This is a genomic window from Pseudomonas asplenii (assembly GCF_001293465.1).
Classification (GTDB): domain Bacteria; phylum Pseudomonadota; class Gammaproteobacteria; order Pseudomonadales; family Pseudomonadaceae; genus Aquipseudomonas; species Aquipseudomonas fuscovaginae_B.
Window position 1 is genome coordinate 47,725 of the sequence record NZ_JSYZ01000010.1, and the last position, 24,112, is coordinate 71,836.

Annotated in this window: 15 protein-coding genes; 4 read left to right on the forward strand and 11 right to left on the reverse strand. The window is 56.4% G+C overall.

Annotated features, from left to right (window positions below; translation table 11 throughout):
- Positions 1–27 precede the first annotated feature (27 nt).
- The 7 genes from PF66_RS15310 to PF66_RS15340 form a co-directional block, all read right to left on the reverse strand.
- Positions 28–1,026 carry a TauD/TfdA family dioxygenase gene (locus PF66_RS15310; protein ID WP_054063147.1) on the reverse strand — a complete coding sequence of 333 codons (999 nt, stop codon included), beginning with the start codon at positions 1,024–1,026 and terminating at the stop codon, positions 28–30.
- Between the two features lie 7 nt (positions 1,027–1,033).
- Complete coding sequence (locus tag PF66_RS15315) at positions 1,034–1,957, reverse strand: aspartyl/asparaginyl beta-hydroxylase domain-containing protein (RefSeq protein WP_054063148.1); 924 nt, start codon at positions 1,955–1,957, stop codon at positions 1,034–1,036.
- Between the two features lie 46 nt (positions 1,958–2,003).
- Positions 2,004–2,750 carry a thioesterase II family protein gene (locus tag PF66_RS15320; RefSeq protein WP_054063149.1) on the reverse strand — a complete coding sequence of 249 codons (747 nt, stop codon included), beginning with the start codon at positions 2,748–2,750 and terminating at the stop codon, positions 2,004–2,006.
- On the reverse strand, positions 2,740–3,612 hold the full coding sequence (locus PF66_RS15325; RefSeq protein WP_054063150.1) for a class I SAM-dependent methyltransferase: 873 nt from the start codon (positions 3,610–3,612) through the stop codon (positions 2,740–2,742). Before PF66_RS15325 ends, PF66_RS15320 begins: the two co-directional genes overlap by 11 nt.
- Before the next feature lie 2 nt (positions 3,613–3,614).
- Positions 3,615–3,827 (reverse strand): MbtH family protein, encoded by a 213-nt coding sequence (locus PF66_RS15330; protein WP_054063151.1) that lies wholly within the window; start codon positions 3,825–3,827, stop codon positions 3,615–3,617.
- Positions 3,828–3,868: 41 nt separating this feature from the next.
- On the reverse strand, positions 3,869–13,333 hold the full coding sequence (locus PF66_RS15335; RefSeq protein WP_081009862.1) for a non-ribosomal peptide synthetase: 9,465 nt from the start codon (positions 13,331–13,333) through the stop codon (positions 3,869–3,871).
- 140 nt (positions 13,334–13,473) lie between these two features.
- Positions 13,474–13,851: a bleomycin resistance protein gene (locus PF66_RS15340; protein WP_054063153.1), complete on the reverse strand. Its 378-nt coding sequence runs from the start codon at positions 13,849–13,851 to the stop codon at positions 13,474–13,476.
- A 1,013-nt stretch (positions 13,852–14,864) separates the two neighbouring features.
- Between PF66_RS15340 and PF66_RS32065 the strand changes: the two genes are divergently transcribed.
- The gene (locus PF66_RS32065) at positions 14,865–15,851 is read left to right on the forward strand and encodes a GNAT family N-acetyltransferase (protein ID WP_241494370.1); all 987 of its coding nucleotides are present in this window, start codon (positions 14,865–14,867) and stop codon (positions 15,849–15,851) included.
- Positions 15,852–16,860: 1,009 nt separating this feature from the next.
- Here the strand turns inward: PF66_RS32065 and PF66_RS15350 are convergent.
- The gene (locus PF66_RS15350; RefSeq protein WP_054063155.1) at positions 16,861–17,370 is read right to left on the reverse strand and encodes a ferritin-like domain-containing protein; all 510 of its coding nucleotides are present in this window, start codon (positions 17,368–17,370) and stop codon (positions 16,861–16,863) included.
- A 100-nt stretch (positions 17,371–17,470) separates the two neighbouring features.
- On the opposite strand from PF66_RS15350, the gene PF66_RS15355 reads away from it, so the two are divergent.
- The gene (locus PF66_RS15355; protein ID WP_342633323.1) at positions 17,471–17,848 is read left to right on the forward strand and encodes a LysR substrate-binding domain-containing protein; all 378 of its coding nucleotides are present in this window, start codon (positions 17,471–17,473) and stop codon (positions 17,846–17,848) included.
- 89 nt (positions 17,849–17,937) lie between these two features.
- Here the strand turns inward: PF66_RS15355 and mobH are convergent, their stop codons facing one another.
- Positions 17,938–19,863 carry a MobH family relaxase gene (gene mobH, locus PF66_RS15360; RefSeq protein WP_054063156.1) on the reverse strand — a complete coding sequence of 642 codons (1,926 nt, stop codon included), beginning with the start codon at positions 19,861–19,863 and terminating at the stop codon, positions 17,938–17,940.
- Between the two features lie 541 nt (positions 19,864–20,404).
- Here mobH and PF66_RS15365 point away from each other — a divergent pair.
- Together PF66_RS15365 and PF66_RS33445 are read left to right on the forward strand one after the other, a co-directional pair.
- A complete protein-coding gene (locus tag PF66_RS15365; RefSeq protein ID WP_054063157.1) occupies positions 20,405–20,944 on the forward strand; it encodes a DUF3577 domain-containing protein in 540 nt (179 codons plus the stop codon).
- Between the two features lie 181 nt (positions 20,945–21,125).
- On the forward strand, positions 21,126–21,755 hold the full coding sequence (locus PF66_RS33445; RefSeq protein ID WP_241494371.1) for a hypothetical protein: 630 nt from the start codon (positions 21,126–21,128) through the stop codon (positions 21,753–21,755).
- A 145-nt stretch (positions 21,756–21,900) separates the two neighbouring features.
- On the opposite strand, the gene PF66_RS15375 is transcribed toward PF66_RS33445, so the two are convergent.
- Positions 21,901–23,157, reverse strand: a complete 1,257-nt coding sequence (locus tag PF66_RS15375; RefSeq protein ID WP_081009865.1) for a DUF1173 family protein — start codon at positions 23,155–23,157, stop codon at positions 21,901–21,903.
- Positions 23,158–23,407: 250 nt separating this feature from the next.
- The coding region (locus PF66_RS33680) for a calcium-binding protein (protein ID WP_275044501.1) at positions 23,408–24,112 on the reverse strand (705 nt) is incomplete at its 5' end.

Below are 24,112 nucleotides of genomic sequence, written 5' to 3' on the forward strand. Positions count from 1 at the left end.
TCGCCGCCTCGGCACGGCGAAACCAGGTCAGGCAAGCATCTTCACGTAGTGTTTGCGCAGTCCCGTGTAAGCATCACGACCATGCGCGGTCAGCATATTATCGATAATCAGTACATCACCTCGTTGCAGTGCCAGCCGATAAAGTGCCCGCTCGTAAGCCTCCCTGAGCACCTGATACGTCTGCGGCTCAATTGCCGAACCGTCGCCATACAACGTTTGAAAGGGATAGACATCTGGACCGAACAATTGATTGAAGGCCTGTCGCGTCGACTCAGGAAGCGATAGTGCATTGAAGAAAACGCCATGGTTGAACCAAACTGACTGATGGGTGTGAGGGTGCTGAAAAGACCACCTCGCAGCGCGCTCCACCACAAGTTGGTCTTCCAACTTGAACCATTGATAGCCGCGCGCCGAAAGCAACAGAGTCAACTCTTCCTCATCTGGCACCGCAAACGCCTGGCGCCAGCTGTATCCAACGCCTTCGATGAAACGACGCCGGTATTTCAAGCCCTGGCGCTCGCATGCCTCGCACAAGGAAGCAGGAATCTCGGCGTACACCTGGCGGGTATCGGCAAGGATCATCGATCCTCCCGACGAGGCAGGTTGTTCGCAATAAAAGCCGAGCAAGCGCGGCCAGCTCGAGGCGTAAGCGTTCTCGTTATGGAGAAAAATGGGTTCACGAGCAGGGTACTCGGTGGCGGTATACAGATGAGTACCTACCTCAGTTCGAGGCGTACTACGCTCTTCATACTCAAGCGACTCGCTGCCAAACATCTGCAATGCGGCAGAAAACTCATCGAGAGTGGACACACTGAAGCCGCGGAACAAAATCGCCCCGACGTGTTGCACCAAATCGACCAAAGAGCCCGCGACCTCGCTTAGCAACGCTGACAATTCCATGTTGGCCGTAGCCGCGCGCACGACCACGCAGGCAGCTTGGTCATCGAGCAATTCAAGGGTGACGCCCGATGGCATCAAGGCTTGGCATACACCCAGTCGCCGCCGGGCATCCGCTAGTGAATACATGCTGGCCTCATACGCTGGTGGAAATGCGCAGGCGTTTCAGGCCATCGAGTTCAACCCTCCGAGCGCCGAGCTCAGTCATGTAGCGGCGGAGTTTTCCTTCCAGAAAAGCATCAGGCAACAACCGTGGCTCAGTACTTTGCTCGTCCATATAGATCCCTTTCAAATGTGCCTCCCTGAGCAAGTCAGCTACTCGCTCCTGCAAGCCTTCGGCAGGCGATCTGGCTGACGAGCATGAGCTTTTCGCTTCTGGATGAGGGAAGTCGAAAATCAATACGATTCGATCCTCATCACTCAGGTTCCACACCTCATGCTCATATGAGTCGTCGAACACAATGCAGCGCCCTACTTGCCAACGTACTGTTTCTGAACCGACGCGCATCATGGCATCAGCAGGTGTATTGATCCCCATGTGCAAACGCAAACGACCGTTGGTCTCGCCACAATGGGGGACGATATGCGTCCCGGGAATGATCCTGGATAACATTACGACCCCGGCGCCCAGCAGTTCGGTGGGCAACGCATTGAGCACGGCAAAGGTCGCAGGCAAATGACACGCGGCGCGCTCAGAACGTACCCCCGCCTCGAAGAAGACCAACTGCTGCCATTGCCCTCCCGGCTCTACTAGCGGCTCCTCGACATCGGAGAAGCTCTCGAAGCCCCCAGCCACAGCGGCCATTACTTCATCGACGATGATGTGCCCATGGGCCTCAAGATGACGAACCACCTCGAAATCTCCTGCGCGGTAGAGCGCGGGTCCCGCCACCTCCCTGAGGTAACGGATCGGCCGTTGCAATGCGCTGGGAAAATAGCCCAGCTCAGCCATCAACTGAGCGAGCCTTCGCGCCGCCGTCCAATCGGCACACGCAGCCATCTGCCCGATCAGTTCGTTAGCTCGTGCACGAAGGCCCTCTTCCGTGCTGTCCATATTCATTGTTTGCTCCAATTAACGACCCGGAAGAAACAGGCTTAAACTCTGTTCACCATGCTCCAGCACTGGCGAATCGCTTAACGATATCGAGTGTCTCACCCACACATTCGCGATGAAAGAAATGCCCCCCTGCCACCTCACGCACATGCAGATTGCCGCTCGTATGCGCTCGCCATTGCAGGGCATTTTCACGATCATGGTTTTCATCGTAACGACCGAACAGTGCGACCACTGGACAAGCCAACGGCGTAGCGTCGGCATCATGAACATAGCGATTGAACAACGTGAAATCCGCCGCAATCATCGGCATGAAATGCTGGATGAAATCCTTGTCCTGTATCACCGCTTCATCGACGCCCCCCAGACGGCGAATCGACTCAATCAATTCGGCCTGGTTGGTAAAACGTGTCTTGTCCTTGCGCACGGCTGAGGGTGCATAGGCTCCTCCCGTAACCAAAACTCTTGGACCGGTAGCGCCTCTAAGCTGCAGGCTTCTGGCAACTTCATATGCCAACAGCCCGCCCAAACTGTGTCCATAGAAAATGAATGGCGTGTCATCCCACTCAGCCACCCCCTGGCAAATCTGCTCTACCAGAGGCTGCCAATCCATCAGCGCAGCCTCATGCACGCGCTGTTCGCGTCCGGGCAATTGCACCCCATGGACGCCAACCCAAGACGGCAGGTGATTGCTCCAGACGTGATAAATCGAAGCTCCTGCTCCGGCGTGAGGGAAACAAAGCAGACGAACCCGCTCATCGGAGCCCTTCGAGAGGAGCTGAATACTGTCATTGCTCATCGGATGATCCTCCAGACGTCTGTGCAACTGTTGACGTCGCCTGCCGGGCACAGACGATGGGATATGACGTGCTGAGAATTAGCCGCCCTTCCTTGCGATAGAGGACATTCTCCCCCGCTAGTGGGTAGTATTCGAAGACAATGTCAGCGCACGCCCGGTGAAACGCCTCTTCACGCAGGCCATGCGAAACCAGAACAGGAGCCTGTCGCTGCCATGCATTGCGCAACAATGCAATGACATCACTCTCATAATGATGCTGCGCAACGTCGACCACCTGGGCAAAACCGGCGTCATGCAACCATCGTTTCAGCACCTCGGCACTGGCCCAGTAACGAGCACGCATTCCTGTAGCCTCGGCACAGAATGTGGCCACGCGATTTCGAAGCTCGCAGCCCAACGCCGGGCTCGTTTCATACTGAAGGATGAACAGCCCGTCGGGGCGCAAGTGCCTACGCACATTGGCGATCATCGCTTGTTGCGCGGCCTCGCTGTTGTAATGCAATACCAAGCGCATGAGGATGATATCCGCCGGTTGACCTACGTAGGAGGAGATATCACTCACGACAGCCGCGATACCTCGAGCATGGGCGCGCGCGACGAAGGTGGGGTTCGCATCGACGAGCAGCGCATCGCATTGAACACCCTCTTTGGCCAACAGCCTCATGCACCGCTCCAGCAATAGCCCTTGCCCGCCCCCGAAATCCATGATGCGCACTGGCCCAGGTTTCGTAGGGAGGTTGGGCAGCATTGCCGTACAGGCAAAATGATCGGCATCGCTAACCGACCCAAAGAAAGGATGGCTGGCCTCCAGATCGAGATGCCCGGCGATGTCATCGGCCGTTCCTGGTATCGCGAGCTTCATACTCAGCGTGCGTTCTCTTGCATCCAGCGACGCAGGCTCAGTGGTCGCATGTCGGTCCAGACCTGGTCGATATGGTCGAGACAGGCTTGCCTCGTACCCGACTTGCCTACTGTTCTCCAACCGGCTGGCAAAGCACGATCCTGTGGCCAGATCGAATATTGTTCTTCATCGTTCATCACAACACAGAAAGTGATTTGGTCATTATCGTCAAACATCAAGTTTTCCTTCCGTTGATACTCAGTGAGTGAATGTTGCTTCAGCGCCGTATCGCTGGCGCCTCGATATCTATGACAGCATGCAGATGGCCGGAGTCTTCATTCAACTCATTGAGCATCGCATGAACTTCGTGAATGGTTTCCACCCAGCGGTTATCGCTGCGCACAAGTCGGATCATCGCCCCCACGGTCGGTTCCGCCATGACGTCATGCAGTCGCAGCTCGATGAAATAGAGTTCGTGCAAGCGCCCCAGAATGCCCAAAGCATCGATCGATGTTCCGCCAATGCGGAAGAAATTGGAGTCGAGCGACACCTGGGGCACACGCAGCACCTCGCACCAGATCATGCGGATAGCCTGGTCGACCAGATCCTCAGGCTCGCTGGCACTCGCCGCCATGTCGTAGTCATGTGCCTCGTCAGTGATCACCGGACGTTCGCCACGCTCGATGAGAATCGCAGCAGGCACATGCGTAAGCAGCTCAGACGCATACATCGCCAGTGACGTCGAAGCCAGTTCATACTCAGCTTTCGTGTCGCCCTGTGGAATCTCTTGCTGACGCGGGTCGAGCGCGCCGGCCAGCACCGCGCAGCGGACCCCCGCCCCGCTCGGATCGACCATGCCACCAGGGGTGAAACCGAGCATACACATGCCAAGATTACGATGCCCCGATTGCATCATCAGCCGCTGCGCATAGCCGCCGATTGCCAGCCGTGCCCGGCGCTGAGCATCTTCATCGATGAAATTGCCCTCGACGTACAGCTCGAGCAGGCATTGACTTGCGTCCCCGATGAGTCCGTCGAGTATTGGATTAGGCCCACTGAGAATCTGCTCGCTGAGCAGCTCCGCGCCCTCGCGACCAACAATCTTCAAATGCGCGCCATCACGCCGATAGATGCGAGTACGAACAGGTTCCGCCATCGCCATCAGCCCTTGCCCAGGCGCGTCACCCGCAAGCAGTGTAACCGTGGCCAGCGACGTCAGGCCCGAAACGGCCACCGTGCTATCAAGCATCTGCTCACAGATACGCAATCCATGCCGATTAGCAGCCTGCTCAAGCACAGCAAGCATTGCTCCCGCCTCAAACTGGGCGAACGCCTGCGACTTCTCACCATAAAGCGACGCAATACGCTCAAGGTCGGCGGCCAACAGCAGATGAACACCTTCACTTGGCAACCCACGTTCCATCGCAGGGTCCACACAGCGCGTAAGGCTACGGGCAATCGGGTCGAGGGCGTACCATCCAGCCGCCAGCCCATAGCCATCCGTTACGGCCAGATAGGCATGTACCGCGTAGCAGCTCCCGGCGGAGGGATAAGGGTATTTGGGCAACGGCAGCGCAATACTCTCCACAGCCGTCAAGCTGCCGATCCACCTCAACACATCGCTCGACTCGATGCGCCGTGAGCGCAGCGCCAGGACCGGGCTCGCGCGCGCGGACTCCAGCCACTCCATGATCTGGGCATCTTGCAAGGCAGCACCCCAGAACGTGCGATAGCTGCGACGCCCCAATACTTGAGTCCTCGATGCGTCATCACGCTCAGGTAGCGAACAACTGATCTCGGTACTCCTGGCCCCGATCATCCATTGGCGTTTTTGCTCCAGACGATCAACCCACGAAAGCGGACTCGTTGGCATGTCCAGCGCACCTTTGGCCCAAAGCTCCAATGCCAAGGGTGCCAAGCGCACGCCTACCGTAGGCGCAAGACCTTGCCCAGGCGACTGCTGCCACGCTTCAGCAACACGAGGATGAGCCTGCAGGCAGGCCACCATGGCATCGAGAGGATCCTGTTCTGCGCGGATACGTGCCAAGTGATCATGACAAGCGGCGATCAAGGTTTCTGGCACTTCGAGCTCAGAGGCACGCCAGGCCATCGGATTGTCGCTCAAGCGCTCAAGCGCAGCGACATAAAGATTGAAAAGCGCCTGCACCAATGGTTGATCCAGCACGTCATCGCGCACGTCCCAGGCCAACAGCAGATTGCCATGCTCCTGGTACACCTGATGGTCGAGCCAAACCTGAGGCGTCTGCGTCAGCGCATAGGCCACTTCGCCCTGAACATTTTCAAGCGTCAACGAGGCCCCACTGTTTACCGGAAGTACCAGGGCGCTGGTAAATACAACCGGCGCCAAGGCCACACGCCCCCGCCGCTTCGACAGGTCCTGAAGCACTTGCACACCGCTGTACTGGCTATTATCGAGATCCGAAAGAACTTGCCGGCACAGAGCGCCAATCGATGCATCCAGAGGCTCTCCATCGTTACACCGGTATTCGAGCAAGAATGTCGAAGCGAAATCGCCCACGATATCGTTGATATCAGGATGAATAGGAGGACGATTGAAGTGGGTGACATTGATGACAAACGATGCGTTGTCGCAAGCCAAGCGCAACACCCGACCGAAGACGGTCAACAACATTGACGACGGCGTCGCACCACATTCGAGGGATCGCATCTTCAAACGCGCCCACTGCTGTGACTCAATGACCTGAGTGTAACGCGTGAATCGGGCAGCGGCGCTTTCGTCGCCAACGCGTCGGACCGGCAAGGCCGGTGGCGGCGGCAAGCTGTCGAGCCTTTCCTGCCAGTAGTCACGCATGCGCACATAGTGCAGCGAATGGCGCAACGATGCCATGTAGTTGACGTAATCACGGAAGGAGAAATCCAATCTCGGCAGCGTGCTTTCGTTTTCTCGATAGAACGCGAGAAGATCACGCGCAATGAGGTTGGTACTCCATGCATCCGCGATGATGATATCCAGGCTGATATGCAGGCGTACTACGTCGTCAGCATGACGAGTCGCGGTGATCGAGAACAGCGGCCATTGAGCTGGATCTTTCGCCGCCAGCGATTGTCTCCGGCGGTTGGCTTCTAGGCGCTGCGCCTGGACTTGGAGCGAATGGGCACGCACGTCATCCACGGCTATGCAATAACGCGGTACACGCTCCAAAATGCGTTGCTCGCCATCTTTGAACACGCATCTCAACATACCGTGCCGTTCGACGGTGCGATTCAGAGCCTCCTCGAAACGCGCCAGTTCCAACCCACGATAATCGATCTCGATATAGGAATGGGCGGCAACCGCGCCCAGCGTCATATCATCACGACGCCCAACATGATACGAGCGCTGGATATCCGTCAACGGGAACGGCAGGAACTGCTCGGCAGCCTCGGCGGCGATGGCCATCGGCAGAGGCGCAACCGCTCCCCCGCTCATGTCTCGGCAACGCTCAACGTGTTCGGCAATTGCCTGCAGGGTGGGGTGATCATAAATCGCCCGGGCAGTCAGATCCAGGTCGAAGATCGAGTTGAGCTTGGCGACGAATCGGGTGGCGACGAGCGAGTCGCCACCGCTGCTGAAAAAGTTCTCTTGTTTTTGGGGGTGCATGACACCAAGCATGACCTGCCACAACTCGGCAACGACTGGCTCCACGATGACATCGCTCGAGCCCCGCTCTCGTTCGAGTTTGTGTTCAGGCAGAGCTTCACTCTGGAGCATCGCACGGTCGACCTTGCCGTTGGCGCCCATCGGCAAGGCCGTCAATATCTGCAAGGCAGCAGGCACCATATAGCCCGGAAGGTGTGCCTGTGCATGATCGAACAATGAGCGTCGAAGCCGGACTTCATCGGTCACACCGATGTCAGGTGTCAGTACGACATAAGCATTCAGTTGTCGAGCATGGTTGAGGATGGCAACAGCGCTCTTTACCATCGGGTGCGCCTGAAGTACCCCCTCCACCTCTCCGAGTTCGATTCGCAAACCATTGAGCTTGACCTGTCCATCCTGGCGCCCCATGAAGCGAATATTGCCATCTTGCATGTAACAGCCGATGTCACCTGTCCGATATAGACGCTCGCCCGTGACAGGATGGCAAATGAACTGAGCGGCTGTTTTCTGTGGGGATTCCCAATAGCCACGCGCCAGCCCCGCGCCACCGATGTAGATTTCACCCGCCACCCACACCGGACAGGGTTGAAGCAGCACATCGAGCACATACATGCTCTGACCGGGCAAGGCGCGACCGTAAGGAATACTGACCCACTGCGGGTCAATGGCGTCGATGGGGAAGTAGATTGACCAAATCGATGCTTCGGTTGCGCCCCCCAGAGAGACGAGCTGCATAGCAGGCACGATCTGGCTCAACCGCGCATGCAGCGTCAGAGCGATCCAGTCGCCACTAAGAAACGCCAAGCGAAGACTTGCCAGGGCGTCGCCCCGGCCCTTGCAGTTATCGATCAGCAATTCCATCAGTGCCGGAACGGAGTTCCACACCGTCACGTCATGCTTGCTGATCAGCTCTGGCCATCGCCAGGGGCGTGCGCCCTCCTCAGAGGTCAGCATCACACAGGCGCCACCAACGAAGAGCGGCCCCCAGATATCGTAGACGGAAAGGTCAAAGCACAGTGAAGAAACGCAAAGAACTCGATCATGTTCTGTCACCTCGAACAACTGGTTGACAGACTCTATGGTGTTCAATACGGCGCCATGCTCGATCACGACACCTTTGGGCGTTCCCGTGGTGCCCGAGGTAAAGATGATGTAGGCAATGCCGTCTGGCATAGCCTCGACGGGGCAGGAACTCGGCGCGGATTCAAACGCAGCGTCATCGAGCACCACCACCGAATAGCCCCCTCCCAAACCCTCGGTCGAGCCCGGATGGGTGATCAGCAATGAAAGCCGTGCTGCCGAGATGACCGTATCGCGGCGTGCCTTAGGCCAGGCGCGATCGATAGGCACATATGCGCAACCGCCCAGGTTGATGGCGAGCATAGCCACCACAGCTTCCCAGCCTTTTTCCAATAGCAGACCAACCCGATCTCCGGGCCGCATGCCTGCAGCTTCCAACGTCGCACGCAAGCGCTGAGCCAGGTCCAGCAATTGCGCGTAGCTAAGTGTTCGATCAGCCGCGATAATCGCGGCATGATCCGAGTAGAGGTAGGCAGCCTTGATGACTTGTTCAGGCAGCGTGCTGCTGATCACTTGCCGGTTATCGAACGACGGCCAGGCATCCGCATCTCGTGTCGTACGAAGGCTAGTCATCCAGGCATCATCTTGGGTCGCTAGCGCGCAAAGCAGGCAACGGTAATGAGCGAACATCGCTTCGACGACGCCGGCTTGAAACGCTTCATCGACGGCATCCCAATTGACGACCAGCTCACCACCCGCCTCTTCGATCTGGCAATCGATCCATACGTTCGAGGTTTGCGTGACACTATGGACAAGGCGCCCAGAAAGTCGACTCGTCTGCTCACTCATCGCTTCAGGCAACCCCAACGCGCTGGTGAATACCACGGGCAGGGCGATTCGTTCGCCGCCATTGCGTCGAGTCAGCTCACGCTGAACCTGAACACCACAGAAGGCTCGATTCTCGAGCACCTCCCGTAATTGCGATTGCACACGAACGAAGGTTTGAGATGCCACTTCGTTTGCGCAGGATTCGCAGCTGAAAACCAATGAGGATGTGAAATCGCCGACCACCTTGTCGATGTCGCAGTGCAGCAACTGACGATCAAAAAGCGTCAGAACCAGCGAGAATGCCTCACTGGCGCACCACGCCTCAATGGTCGAGGCATAGGCACCCAGCAGGACACTGGTAACCGAGACTCCTGATTGCGCGGCACGCGCCTGCAGAGCCCGCCATTGAACGCCAGAAAGTCTCATGCCTCGTCGATTGAAGCGCATCGGCGTCTCATCGCTGGGGCGGCGCCGCGCCATGGGCAATTGCGGCGTCTTGCCCAACGACTCCATGCGCTCAAGCCAGTAAGCCTTGGCTCGCTCGAATGTCGCGCCTTGCTGCGAAGATTGACTCGCGATCACATAATCACGGAATGACAGCGCGATCTGCGGTAATTGCACCAAGTCCCGCTGGTAGCTTGCCTCCAGCTCACGCATCAACAACCGTGCACTGAAGAGGTCAATGAACAACATGTCGAAAGCGAAGAACAGCCGATAGCGCTCGCCCCCTAAGTATGCAGCGGCGACGCGAAACGATGGCCATTGTCCCGGCTCGAAACGTGTGCAGGAAAACTCGTCGCGACATTGATCCAGCTTTATGGCCAAGTCTTGCTCGGCCAATTGAGACAGGTCTTGGGTTTCGATCTGATAAATCGGTACCTCGCTAAGAATGCGCTGCGCATCCTCACCGACGAGTACGGCTCGCAGCATGTCATGTCGACGGATGCAACGGTTGAGCGCCTCGGCGAAGTCCGGCAACGACAGGCAATCGTAGTCCATCGAGAATGCGCAGATTGTCGACATCTGAGCATGATTCTCAACGTCATGGCCTATTCGGTAGGCTTGTTGCATGAGCAGCAGCGGGAATGGCTCGTACCGTGACCTGGGATCAACCACCAACGGGGCACGCGCAGCGACCTGTTCACCGGTGTGTTCGGCGATGTACAAGGCCATGCCACGCACCGTGGGCGCTGCGAAAAACTCTGCGAGGCGCATCGAGCAGCCGAACCGCAGGTTTAACGTATCAACCAGGCGAATCGCCAAAAGAGAATGGCCACCGACCTGATCGAAGTGATCGTCGATCGACAACATTCCAGCACCGAGTACATCCTTCCAGACATGCATGACGTCTCGCTCCAGCAAGGAGATGTCAGCACTGTCTTCGTATGCACCGGTAGGCAACGCGAGTGCTTTGAGGGCACGTACGTCACGCACGGCCTTGCCCGAGTCGGTACGTGGTATATCCGCCACTTTCAGCCAAAGTGTAGGAATGGCATGCGCGGGAAGGAGCGCTCGGGCGTGCTCGTTCAAACGTGCTTTGGACAGCTCGATATCGGCGGAGTAGAAGGCAATCAAGCCCCCACGGTCAGACTCATCAAGGATCACGCAAATATCCCGCAGGCCTGGCAGTGTCCGCATGGCCACCTCGATCTCCAACACGCTGGTGCGCATGCCGCGCACCTTGATCTGCATGTCGAGGCGACCAAGATAGTGACAGGCCCCTGTTTCATCCATGAAGCCATAGTCGCCAGAGCGGAACATTCTGCCGCCCTCGGGTGCAGGCCAGAACCGATCAGCAGTCAGCGCTGGTGCATCATGGTAACCGCCACCCACCGCGCTTCCCGAGACCGCGATCTCGCCGTGTGTCCCCCGCGGCACCACCCTCCCATGGGCATCCACGATATAGAGCGAGGTATTGCTGATAGCTTTGCCAATCGAAAGGCGCCCGCCGTCCACGACATGCCAAGTGGCATCAGCAGTCACCTCGGTGGAACCGTACAAATTGATGAGCGAAACGCCGGGAAGCACTTTGCGAAACGCCAGGGCAGTCGACTCTAGCAACGCTTCGCCACTGCAATGCACACGCTTTAAGGCCAGCTCCGCTCCGGAGACTGATGTATCGAGAAGCAACTGCAAGTAGGAGGGAACAATCGTCAGGTGGGTGATCCGCTCGGTTGCGAGCAGGCGCCAGAACTGTCGGGGATCGCTCAGCGACTCCTGGGAAGCCACAACTACGCATGCACCGCCCAGGATGGGTGCAAGCATTTCGATGAAGGAGTCCACAAACATCGGCGGGCTGCGCAGGACGACACGATCATCGGGCTCGTAAGGCGCGCTGCTCCATTGCCAATGGAGTCGATTGAGCAAGGCATCTGCCAACCCATAGGCGCCTTTTGGCTGACCAGTGCTTCCCGACGTATAGATCAAGTATGCGGGCGCATCGGGGCCGTGACGGCGACATAATGAGGCTTGCCGAGGTTCAACCACTTCCACTTGGTTAACGTCGAAAGCCCGGCGACCTGGGGTAACCCCGCTCAGACGCTTGAGACCTTGAGCATCGGTCAATATCACAACAGGGTCGCTATCAGCGATCTGCAGGGCAAGCCTGGCATCAGGATACGCGGGGGGCAGAGGCACATAGCAATGCCCTTCGGACAGAATCGCAAGAACCGACACGATCAACTCGATCGAGCGATCCAGGTGCACCCCCACCCTGGCGCCTTGCCCTTCGAGGCTCCCAAGCTTGGCTGCTAGAGCATCAACACGCGCTTTCAACTCGCCATAACTGAGGACGGTGGAACCAGAGCGTATCGCTGCCTTCTCGGGCTGACGCCGAGCGGTCGCATCGAAAATCTGGGCAAAGGATTGCACCGGCCATTCACAACGCTCACCCTCGGCTACGCTGGGCAGCTTTAGCCTTGCGTCTGCATGCAGGATATCCGCTACAGGCTCATCGGAAGCGCCGAGCAATCTCTCGCAGAGATGGATGAAACGTTCGCCCAGCTCCCCGATGGTCGCTTCATCGTAAAGCGTGGAATCGTACTCCAGCGACAATGCAAAAGTATCGACCTGCTCGGCAACCATAAAGGTCATATCGAACTTGGCCGGAGCCTCAGGCAATACCAGGGGGATCAGTTCAATGTCATCGAGGCCAGCGAAAGGGGTCAGATTCTGATAAACGAATACGGTTGAAGGTTCAAGCGAAAGGCCCTTCTCGAACCCCTCCATCCGCAACCGATCAAACGGGTAATCACGGTGCTCGAAAGCCGCTTGCCAAGCGGAATAGACACGATTCAGATAAGCAGAAAAAGGAAGCGTCGCATCGGCAAGAGGCCGTACCAGCACATGATCAACGAAGCAGCCGATGACATTGAACCACTGCGCATCTTCGCGATATCCAACCGTTACGGGAATGCACCAACTGCCAGTGCTCGTGTTGCGTTCTTCCAGCAACAGCCCCAACACAGCCAAAAACACAATAAATGGCGATGTACCTGATGATGCGCACAAGGCCCTGAGCCGCATGGCGCTGGCGGAATCGAGAGAAAAGAACTGCTTGCGCCCCACACTCAGTTGATCCATTGCCCGCACGTGATCGCAATGTATCGCCGCACATTGATGCTGCTCAATGAACTGATGCCAATAATCGCGGGACGCTTCGAACGAAGGTTGCGAATCGAGTCCCAGCCGACGGGCATGTGCGTACTCGAAAAAACTCACCTTGGCCTGCGTGGGCAAGGCATTCTGGCGATAGTATTGGATGAGCTCAGAGAGCAGTATACCCTGCGACCAGCCATCCGAAACGATATGATGCACCACGAGCACAAGTACGCACTCGTCTTCGCTCAATATAAACTGAGCACAACGCAACAATACGCCTTGCTGCAAATCAAAGGGCTTGTCGACTTCATTTTTTATCGCAGCGTACAACCTACGCCAGCGATCCACGCGACTAGACGTCGAGAAATCTTCCACAACAAAGGGAACAGATCGCCCCGTCGCAGCATATTGCCAAACTTGCCCACTGTTCTCGATAAAGCAGGCACGCAGCGCTTCATTCGACGCAAGGACTTTATCCAGCGCCGAAGCAAGCACATCAGAGCGCAACCACCCCTTAACGCGCACAACTACAGGTGAATTGTAAGCAGATTCTCCAGGCGCCCGTTGCTCTCGGAGCCAAATAGACTCCTGCAAATGAGTAACCCGAAATTTTTCAGCAGACGAAACAAACTTCCCAGTACCGGGGTTCATCCTTGAACTAAACGATTCCATTAAAGTTGCTTCGCCATCCGAAAGGTTAATTACGTGCAATAGCAGCTAACGCGGGAGCCCCATGCGACCGATCACCATAAAGTCTCTAACAAACTTCCTGTACAGCACCAATAGGCGAACGACCAAGGCGTCAGTACAGCTCAGTCGTGATGCTCCTCGTCATCAAGCGACTCGCCAAACTTAAGAAGGTTCCCGTCAGGATCGAGAATATAAAGCTCCGCCGTACCCCAGGCAGTGCGCTTGACCTCTGGAAGCTCTGGCAACACCTGGACCAAAGCTTCGCGTAGCACATTGATATCAGAAACCCGTATGTAGCAGGACGTGCTTTCAGCAATCCGCTTGTCCTCACACTTCCAAAAATGCAGCTCCACCTCCCCCCACCCAGCCATACCGTAGGAGAAGTCTTCGAAATAATGCCCCTTGAACCCCAGCGAACGATAAAAATCTATCGTACGCGCAATATCCGTAGAAGCAAGTATCGGAACCGCCTTCAGAAGAACGTCCTTAACCTCTGCCATACTCTCCCTCCAAAAAAGCCATGGATACCATTCAAAGATGACCCACTAATTACAGGCATTACAACCGATCAACCTTTTCGCATACCCAGCGAAAAACATCAAATACCGCCACAGCGGGAGGCAAATGCAAGCACATAGGCAAGACAGCACACAACACAAATGCCAACGGGGCAAATATTGTGCCAAGTTCAGGACAGGACAAGATGAACTGTGATTTAGATGATGCTTCACGTACAGTCCCTGTATCATTAGCGATGGCGTCAATAATACGCAGACACACTGGAAAATCAACACGCATTCGACAATTCTCCCAGGTTGGCTCGACCGGATTGCGCGGATGGTGGCACCATGCTTGCACCCGCTCAGCCACCCTAGTGGTAGCGCTGAATGCAAGGACGTACGTCGAGATATCTTGTTCCTAGTGACAAACTGGCAGAGTAGAAACTGTCATCCGTCGATGAAAACGCTCAGCAGACTCGCCATCGTATTCGTCCCGCCCGCAGACCATTAAGCAAGCCAAGATAGCCTACCCATGGCGCCGAAGCGCATATCGGTAACGGCATGAATCCGGGGCCGTCCACTCTTCTCACAGCAGCTCCAGGAGTGGAGACAGACACCACTTGAGCAGCCTAAACCGAAGCATCAAAGGCACTCAACAAGCAGGTGCTAGCAAGAAAAAACAACCAAATCCAGCATTGAAATGACATCCAATTGACTTACGAAGATAGCGACCATTTCAATCTAAACAAAATCCGCCGAAGGTTCGCCAGCGATCAGCCCAAAGCAGCTTGAAGGGGAGAAAGCTGATCTTAACCAACCTGTCAGACCTGCCGAGGCAATTGCCGCCCACGCCAAGACAAGCCAAAACTCCCCTCCACAACCCAATGGTCACCAACCTTTCTTTGCATTAGTATTCCCTTCAAAATCGTAATGTCTGTCAGCATTTCACCTACGCATGATTCACCTCGGCCCCGCGCTGGTTAAATATTTTGTGATCAAGAGTGAGCCCCCACGTGACTGACCAAGCACCGACAATGTCAACACAGAACGGAATGATTTTGACTGTCGATCAGGATGGGGCTTTCCTGACGTTAGCCCACGATGACAGAAAAGTCTTGGTAGCCAGAATCAGAAAAACTGACAACATCTCCGGTGGAGAAATTTCATTTATAGACCCAGCTATAAGAGATAAAGCACTACGCGAACTTTTTCATCATTTAGCAACGCTTTATCGCGACGCGGAAGCCTTCTTTGTGCAATGCGAATATTTATCGAGCGACCTTGCCGCAAGAGCCTCAAGAATCACGCCAATCGACAAAACCTTAAATCGCTACATATTCTCTCAAGCGGAAAATTTACAAATTCCACAATTACGGAAAAATGAGACTATGACTGCACCCCCTCACGTTCCTCCTACTCGCCCTGCTAAGCCAAGAGGTGAGCTTTATCATCACTTCGATCCGATGCTAAATGAAACGCTGAGCTTACGAAGCCTTTGTATTGATGATGACCTAGAGATCTTCAACAAATGGCAAAACGATCCCAGAGTTGCACATTACTGGCAGGAGGAAGGAAGCCTTGATGATCACTACGAGTATCTCAGCCGGATTGACTCCGACCCCCACATTTATTCAATAATAGCCTGTTTTCAAAGTGAACCCTTTGCTTATCTTGAAGCATACTGGGCAAAGGAGGATCGTATCGCTCCCTTTTGCGATGCCCAGGACTATGACCGCGGTTTTCACTTGTTGGTTGGCGAAAAGCGCTTTTTGGGCCGAGGACGAACTGACGTATTACTGTCCTCAATAGTGCGATACTTATTTTCAGATGAAACGAGGACCAATCGTATTGTCGTGGAGCCTCGGGCAGATAATGCTAAAACAATTGCATTGCTTCGGCGCCACGACTTCGAATTTGAAAAGCATTTCGACTTCCCGCATAAGCGGGCCGCACTGATGACACTCGCCCGCGAGACTTTCATTGCTCGAAACTGTTCGTGAGACAAGGCGTGTGATGCACTGGGATCGAGCACGCCTAGAGGGATTTCAAGTCCCTATACCGTCCCGCCCCGGCGACAACCGTGAGGCGGACGATCCCTACGGCCCTTCCGCGAGCGGCGAGCAACATTCGATTATTGCGATCATGATTTGAAAACACCGTTCTTATCGAACGTCAGATGAAGGTAGTTGCTATCATGACCTCTACTTCCTGAGAGTTCTTTAATCCCGACGTTACGGGAGTAAATGCGCACTCCGATCCTGTCTCCAACTCAGCCTGGGCGAATACAGATAAATTTCGTACCGAGCCTAGCTATCGCTCTGACTGCGCAGTTCGTTTCGGTTCGCGGTCTACCGAATTTTGGAAGAGCAAGGCAAGCCTGACGCCCCGTACTTTTGGCGTTGGCTACAATGCCAAAGATTATGTAAAAACGGCTTTAACTAAACTAAAACTTTCCAGGTTCGGTAGAAAGTAGTCTTGCTCTGCCCAAGCGGCCCCATACCAAAGCATATGACGAAATCACCGCAGTACAAACATCACATAACAAAAAAATGGACCATGCCCTTCAAACCATCCAAACAAAAGCGCTGAGCAAGATGGTAATTACCATTCGCCGCAGCTTACGGCGAAAGAATAAACTACTCCCAGTATTTTTCATCCCAATAATGAGTCTACCCCGTGCAGACTCTTGATACGCTCCCGTCTTGCCCGTACGCAGTACGGGCTTTTTTATGGTGATGTGCATGAGTAACCAGTGTCCTCAGCCTGGTCAAGACAATACCTGCGGCCAGTGCGACCACCCTTATATCCGCAAAGGCTATTATCTGGGAGTGGATCAGGGTGTGTATGTTTGTATGCACTGTGGTGAACAGCGTAAACCTGAGCAGTGGGAAAATTTTGTGCGCCGTTGTAGGCCGTCAGAGGAGCCACTCAAAAACCCACAGCCGTTTGTGCCAGCGGAATGAGGCGTCCAGCGCGGCGCCCTATCGCAGTTGGGCGCCGGGCTTAGCGTTAGCGTTTGGCTTGTGCGTCGGGATCGGCAGAACGCTCCAGAAATGCCTGCGTCAGTTCGGGCAACTTTTCCAGCAGCCATTGAGCCATGGCAATTTCCTGGGGCAGAATTTCTTCGCACGCCGCCAGGGTCAGCGCGTCACCCGCCTCCTTCGCGGCCGCTATGAGCACCGTGTAACTTGCAATTTCCATATTTTCGAACACATAACCGGCCATCGCGCCCTTGATCACCTCATCACTCATGAGTGAGCCACCCACCGCCTGCCCGAAAGCCATCAGCTTGCCGCCCAGATCTTTCAGGGTGGAAGGACTCCCTCCCAGGCGCCTCAGGCATTCGTCAATGAGCTGCTGCTGGCCAAGGGTTTCCTGGATGTGCTGGTCGATTCGTGCCTTGAGCTGGGGGTAATGTTCCAGGCGTTCGGATTGCGCCTTGAGCATCTTCTCGGCCTGCTGCTCCATCGCATGAGCATCGCGTAGCCAGTCGAGTACGTTTTCCTGTGGGGTAGCCATGGCGTTATTCCTCTCTAAGAAAATGAAAGCGGTCCCCTAATTCGGGCACTCGCTTACTTTCAGTGAGGCAGATACGGGCAAGTAAATTTCAAAATATGCTCTGAAAGCACGACCAGCGGTTGCAGGCACCTCCGGCCATGGCATGGCTGAAGACGCGCTGCAGCTGCTCGGCATCGAGCGCTGGATCAAACTGCGTCTGCCGCATTTTTCGGTACTGCCTCGACTGATTCCGGGCACCGATCTGCTGGGCATCCTGCCCCACCAGATCGCCCAGAGCTTTTGTGAAATGCCGCTGCCCAGGAAGCTCAAGATGCTCGAGTTGCCCTTCGATGTCCCGGCCTTTGACGTCACTCTGTATTGGCATTCACGCAGCGCCCAGTCCACTGCGCTGACCTGGTTTGTCCGCCAGGTGCAGATCGCCTTGGGCAGCGACATGGGGGCGGCGCAGGATAGCCCAGGTAGCCAGGTTGACCACTAGCAGGACCGGCAGGAGGCGAAAGCGTTGACGCTGATTCCCTACCATTTAATGCGCCAGTGCCGTTGGCGCTTTGGGGCCAGTGTGCAATCTCATTCCTTCACTCGCAGGTAAGGATTGTCATAGGGCTGCTCGCTGAAGATCAGCATCGGATCCTTGAGCAGGTAGCCTTTGATGTCGCGGGTCTTGCGAGGGCCCTTGATTTCGCAGGTCCACACGTTCTGGCCGTCTTCGCTCTTGTGGTGAACACCCAGTTTGTCAAAGCAGCGCTGCAGCCAGCGCCAGTCGTTGGTGCCCTGCAACTTGGCGAGGTGGGCGACTTCAGGGTGTTCTTCGGTATAGCGCTTGAAAATGCCTGGAGAGATCAGAAAGGCCGTGCCGGCCACACTGTGCACCTTGGCCGTGGCGTCGTTGATGGGGATCTTGTTGCTCAGAATGCCGTGGCGCAGCCACTTGATGAAGGCCTTGCCCAAGTCATCCGCGCTTGCGGTCGGCTGAAGTGAATGAGCCTTGGGCTTTGGGTGGGGGCTGGTCGGCTGAGGCGGTTTTGCAGGTTGCTGGGGTGCAGATGACGGCGCCTGGCGGGATGCCGGTATGGGCTCTGCCTGGGTGCTGTGCACCTCAGCCTCTTCCTCGCTCCAGGTGGTATGGGTATCGGGGCTCGGGTCGAACGCTGTGGGATCACCCAGGTCCTCTGCCCACGGTGGTTCGTCGAAATCCGGTACATCAGTGAGGTGGTGCGAGGGTACTTCCAGGGCAAAAGCGCCCTGGACAGGCGGCTGTCGGCTCTGTGATGGATCTTGGGGGGATGCGCTGTTCTCTGCGATAGGTTGCAGGTCTGAAGCGGGCGGTACACCCTCCTCGCCTGCTTCAGAGTCCAACTCAATGGTCACCGAGCCTGCGAAGACCGGCGGCCGCTGCTCGGTGTCCCAGATCAGCGCCGGTGCGACCTTGAAGAAGGTCAGAGTCTTTCTCCATTTGCCGTTCTGGATCGTGACGTTCCAGATCGCCTTTCCGTGTGCATTGGGCAGGATCAGCGAGTTGTCCTGCATGATGTCGAACAGCGTCGCATTCGAGGACGGAACACCGTCGGTGCCTTGGGACAGCAAGTGGGCCCGCAGCCGATCGGCGACGGTTTTGCTGACCAGCCAGAGGGCATCCTCGGTCAGCCAGCCGTCGGAGGCACGTGTCTGGTTGATTTTCAATTGCTCGGTGACCAGAAAACGCAGGCCCTCCACCAGTCGACGCTGCAGGGATGATTTCGGGGCGGCCAGGGCTTTGGAGGGGGCGCCGCCCAGCTCCTTGGCGACCGAGGCCTGATCAGCCTGCACGACCAGTTCACCCAGAATGCCGGCGTGCTCGTATTGTCCGGCCAGGACATAGAGCAGCGCAGTCCAGGGCTCACGGTAGGTGATCAGCCAGTCGAGGGTTGATTCGGGCAGGATACGGGTCAACAAAATGCCCGCAGCGGCGCCATGGAGCTTGTACTCCCGGCCTTTGACGTACTTGAAGCGATAGGGTTTGTTGAGGGGGCCTTTCCAGGGATGCCACCAGGTGCCGTTGGACAATTGCACCTCAACATCGACGATGATTTTGCCCATGTCGTGCAGCAGCGCGGCGTAAGCGATCACCAAGGTCCAGGCCTCGGTCTGGGAGGCCTGGGCTTCAGCACCAGCGCCGGCGGGCAACAGGTGCGATTGACGCAGTTTCAGGGCGTACACCACGATTTCCAGGCCATGGTCGAGCATGCCGCCCAGGTAGGCATGGTGGTGATTCTCCGAAGCGGGCAGTTGCTGGACCAGCTCGGCGTAGCGTTCGATGGGGTACTGATAGAGATCGGCGAACTGCTGGCGCGACAGGGAGGTGAGCTGCCAGATCTGCGCCATGAGTTTCTTGCGGCGCGGAGTCGAGAGCAGTTCGCTGGCCGACTGAGGCGTGGTGTATTGGGCCGGTGGTTCATCATCTTCGTCTGTGGTGGGGTTTGCGGCCTTTTTTCTCAGCATCCAGCGCCAGAGCATGCAGTCTCGTCCATGTGTGTCGTCGTGGAAAGCGCTCCCTTTGGGGGGATCAGCAACCTTTTCGGGCAGGCCTTTTACCCTTCGTTTTGTTTCCCTTGTGGGCCTTTCCCTTTGCCCATTTCTCCCCTTTTTCCCTTTGCGTTATGACCCTTTCGGCGCGGGCGATTCGAGGGGAAAACGGGATGCAATTGGGCGTGTTTTGCGACGTAACGGCCGTTGACTTCTGCGGTTCGTACCGGGACCTACGAAGTGAGTTCTCCTACAGCGGTTGTCGAAGAAGAGGACTGGACCGGCCCTGGCGACTTTTCCATGCTTGAAGCGTGTTCAGCTGACATTGTCGGCGACATTGTTAGGTAGCCACGATCTGAGAGGTTGCTCCGTGCCAGTCGCGGGATCGAATGAAGACCGCTGAAGCGTTCAGAGATGCGGTCACTCCCCAGACGTGCTGGTGAGCGAACGCATGCTGAATAACCCATGGGGGAAGTCACTTCCCCTTTGGGGCAAGTGCTTCCCCTTTATCGTATTGAGTAAGGAGAAGCACATGAGTGAAAGCAACATAGAAGAAAAGAGATACTTCAATTACTACATACACGGCATTGGCTACCTCAACAATGTCCGTACCATCTCACCACCCAACAAGACGCCCTATCTGGTGGTGAAGATTGCCGCGATACAAGGTCCCGAAGGAGACCACAGTTACACCTACTTCGATTGCCGGGTGACTGGTAACGCAGCCAAGGAGATCATCAAGCTGTGCGCTCGACCTATCAATACGGGAGAAACCGTCTTCGTGCGGTTCGTCCTTAGTAATCTTTGGGTCATGCCCTTCATCTACCCAACAGGTGATAAAGAGGGACAGCTTGGATCGAGTATCAGGGCAGACCTGATTTCGATCAAAAACATGATCATTAATGGCGAGATGATCTACACCGCGCCGGACAAGAAAGCAGAAGCTGGCTCGGAGTCATCGACACAAGCTGAAAACGCTGAACCAACGGATCCAAGCGATCCTCCTGATAACCCAGGGCCCTCTGGGGCTTGTGCTTTACCTCCCACGACAGACGCTGAACAAGCGGTCTGATCGTTCATTCAACCAAGGCGCTCACATGGGCGCCTTACTCACACACAGGCATACCGTCCCTTGGGAAGGCATGTCTGCGTAAAACGGCGCTGCTAAAGCGCTGATCTGAAACGACCCATGCGGGGAACACTCCCCGCAAGGGCGAGGTGTCTCTGCGCGATGGGATATTCCGGAGAGCTCCATGATGTTTGAAGAACCAACCGAGCAACAGGCTCAGCTAATCAAATGGCCTATCGTTATCTCCGATAACGCTTGGCAAGCCATGAACCTGGAAGGCCATGCCACATCGGCGCAGATGCTTGAGCGCAGGAATGACACGATCTATATGGCGCTGGAGGCCCTTGCTCTATGCACCTCACCCGAGGTTCAGGAGTTCTATGATATTGAGGTGCCTTGTGTGGTCACCACGGGTGATCCGCTCGAAGATCACTGGTTGCAACTGCGTGTTGTCGTGGTGCGCAAACAGGGTGAGCCCAGAGGCTTGAAGATCATGCTCAGGGATGAGGTTTTTGATCCTGAACAACCTATACCTGGGATATTTTTCCAACCAGGCCGCTTCGTGCAATCAAAAGGTGTGCATGCCTTAGTGAAACAAAAACTGCTGGACCCATCGGTCTACCTCAGTCGCCACCTGGTAGGTGATTGGGGAGATCTGGACGATGAGGACAAACAAAGCAACAAACAGGCTCTGGAGCACGGTCTACGTTTGTTGTCCGCGTACAAGATAGACGCCGCAGGAGAAGACAAGCTCTGGATCATCACTGAAGCGGACAGAAGCTGCACCACGCTGCTCTTGCCGTCGGAGTACTGATTCCACCCTGCCCCTGCCTAGCGGGGGCTTCTAAACCGTCTACTGGCCCCTGGGGAGAGTAGGCGGTTTCTTGTTTGTGCCGGCAGCATCCCGCCATCGCGCGATCGTTCACTCTGCGCCAGATCTGCAGGACGCATATCGGTGACTACCAGCGTTTGGATACCGGCAACGCAGGAATCAGGTCGATATCATCGCTCTGTGCCGCCTCCCAACGCCACCACCCTTCAGGGCCATAGACCCGGTTGTACCACTGGGTCTTGCGAGCCTTTTGCGCGAGGTATTCAGGGGTGTCCATCCCGAAGACCTCCAGGGGGAAGTCTCGCTTCATGTCCAGGAGCCAGAAGTCGGGGAAGAACTCGCACTCTGCTGCGTCATAGCGCAGGGGCTTCTCGAAGCTGCGGCCGGCGGCAGCCAGTTCCGACTCAAGGATGGACTCGTATGCGGAGTCCACGGGGATCCAGCGCTTGCTGATGTGCATCAGGGCCAGGTCCGTCACCCCCGCCCGTAGCTGGTTCTTGTCAGCCTCAATATTGAGTTGAGCCAAGACCATGATGCGCTCGCCCCGCCTCCAGGCCGCCACCTCGACAGGGAAGCGTTTCTGGGCGTCCTCCCAGATCTCAGGGTCCATGCTCAGGTGCGGAATGCCATAGGGGCCTGCCACGGGGAGCTTGGTCATCGAACCATCGTGCTTACCGGCGTCAAAGTGCGCCAGCGGGGAGATCACCAAGGCCCTGCGCCCAGCCTTGCTTGTCCGTTGCGCGACGGCCATGTTGGTCGCCTCGGCACGCGAGCGTGGTGTCGCACACACCATCAGCACCTCGTGAAGCATCACGTGGCCAGCCTGGATGCGGCGGGCCGTTTTGCGCAGCAGGCCATGGACCTGTCCGCTGTTGCGTTTGCCCTCCATGGTGGGGTACCAGATGTTCAGTCGGGCTTCCTGCCAGAGCAGGCAGAGCAACCCCAGGAGCGTCATGGCGCGTTTGCGTGGGCTGCTGGTGTTCAGGGTGAGGCGCTCGCCCTGTAGGCTGCTCGCTCTAGCGGGCAGCTCGACCAGGCCGCGGGCCAGCCGGACACGCAGGGTGCCGTCGCCAGTTTCCTCGATCACGCCCACCTCATAGCCCTGCATGCCGGAGCGTTCAGGAGCGGGGGCGTAGAAGCGACATTCGTTGGCGTGCTCAGGTCCTGTGCCAGCGAACCGCGCCAGGTGAAAACCATCGGTGTCCTCACGGCGCTTGATAGCCAACTTGCGCTCGCCCTTGCCTGGGCACCGGCAGATGGCATGGGTGCGTCCGTAGGCTTTTTCGAGAACGGCCTTCCAGGCGCTGGCGAACGCCTCCTGCGTCTGGAAAACCGTCGAGAAGGGTTTGCCGTCGATGACGACGGGGAATCGCTCATACACCATGCGCAGGCACTCCTTGCCTTGGTACGTCATACAGCGGAGGCTGCTGGTTGACTGTACCCTTGCTAAGGAGAGGTTCGAACTGCCTAGGCGTTACAAGGTGTTTTACATGGACGTACCTGAACGATTGAGCCACTCCATGCCCCGACCCAACTGGCAGGGCATGAAGTGGCTTATAAGAACGAACGGTAATTTCAAGACCTGCTCAAACGACCGAGAACCAGAGGTACTCAGCCGCCATTGCTGTAGGCACTTAGCTCGCGTTTGAAACAATCACAGCGTCGAGCTGAGACGCTTGGTTTACGGCAAAACTTGACAGACTGCCTGCCTGAACGCCAAAGCCCGCCATAGCGTCAATCAGAATGTTGGTCTGCCTCTCCATATCTGCATCTCCGCTCAAGCTTGAAACCTGGCTGCCGCCATCATTCGCCTTCGCCATGGCGGTAACAGCGCTAATGGTCATAGTGCTCGCTTGGGCGTCCGCCGTTAGTTTCTCCTGGGACCATTGGGTACCATCTGCAAACTCGACACGGCTCAACTGGTGGTAGTTGCTGTAGCCATAGGCGGTCGCAAACCAGTTCGCGATCGTCACTCGATCCTCACCGTTGATGTGCTGCAACACCAGGCTCGTACCGTCACGACTCACCTGGATATCAGACGCTTTAATACCGGCGCCGAATTGCAGTACGTCTGTGGTCCACATCGACTCCACGTCAGAGATCGTGTCCTGACCGTCCCCCAGTTCAAAGAGGTAGGTGTCGCTGCCAGTGGCGCCAATCAGCAGATCGTTACCTACACCACCGGACAGGATGTCGTTGCCATAGCCACCGTTCAGTGTGTCGTCGCCTGCGCCACCACTGAGGGTGTCGTTGCCGTTACCACCGTCGAGCGTGTCGTTGCCCGCGCCCCCATTGAGCGTGTCATCGCCCTCCCCACCATCCAGCGTATCGTTACCATT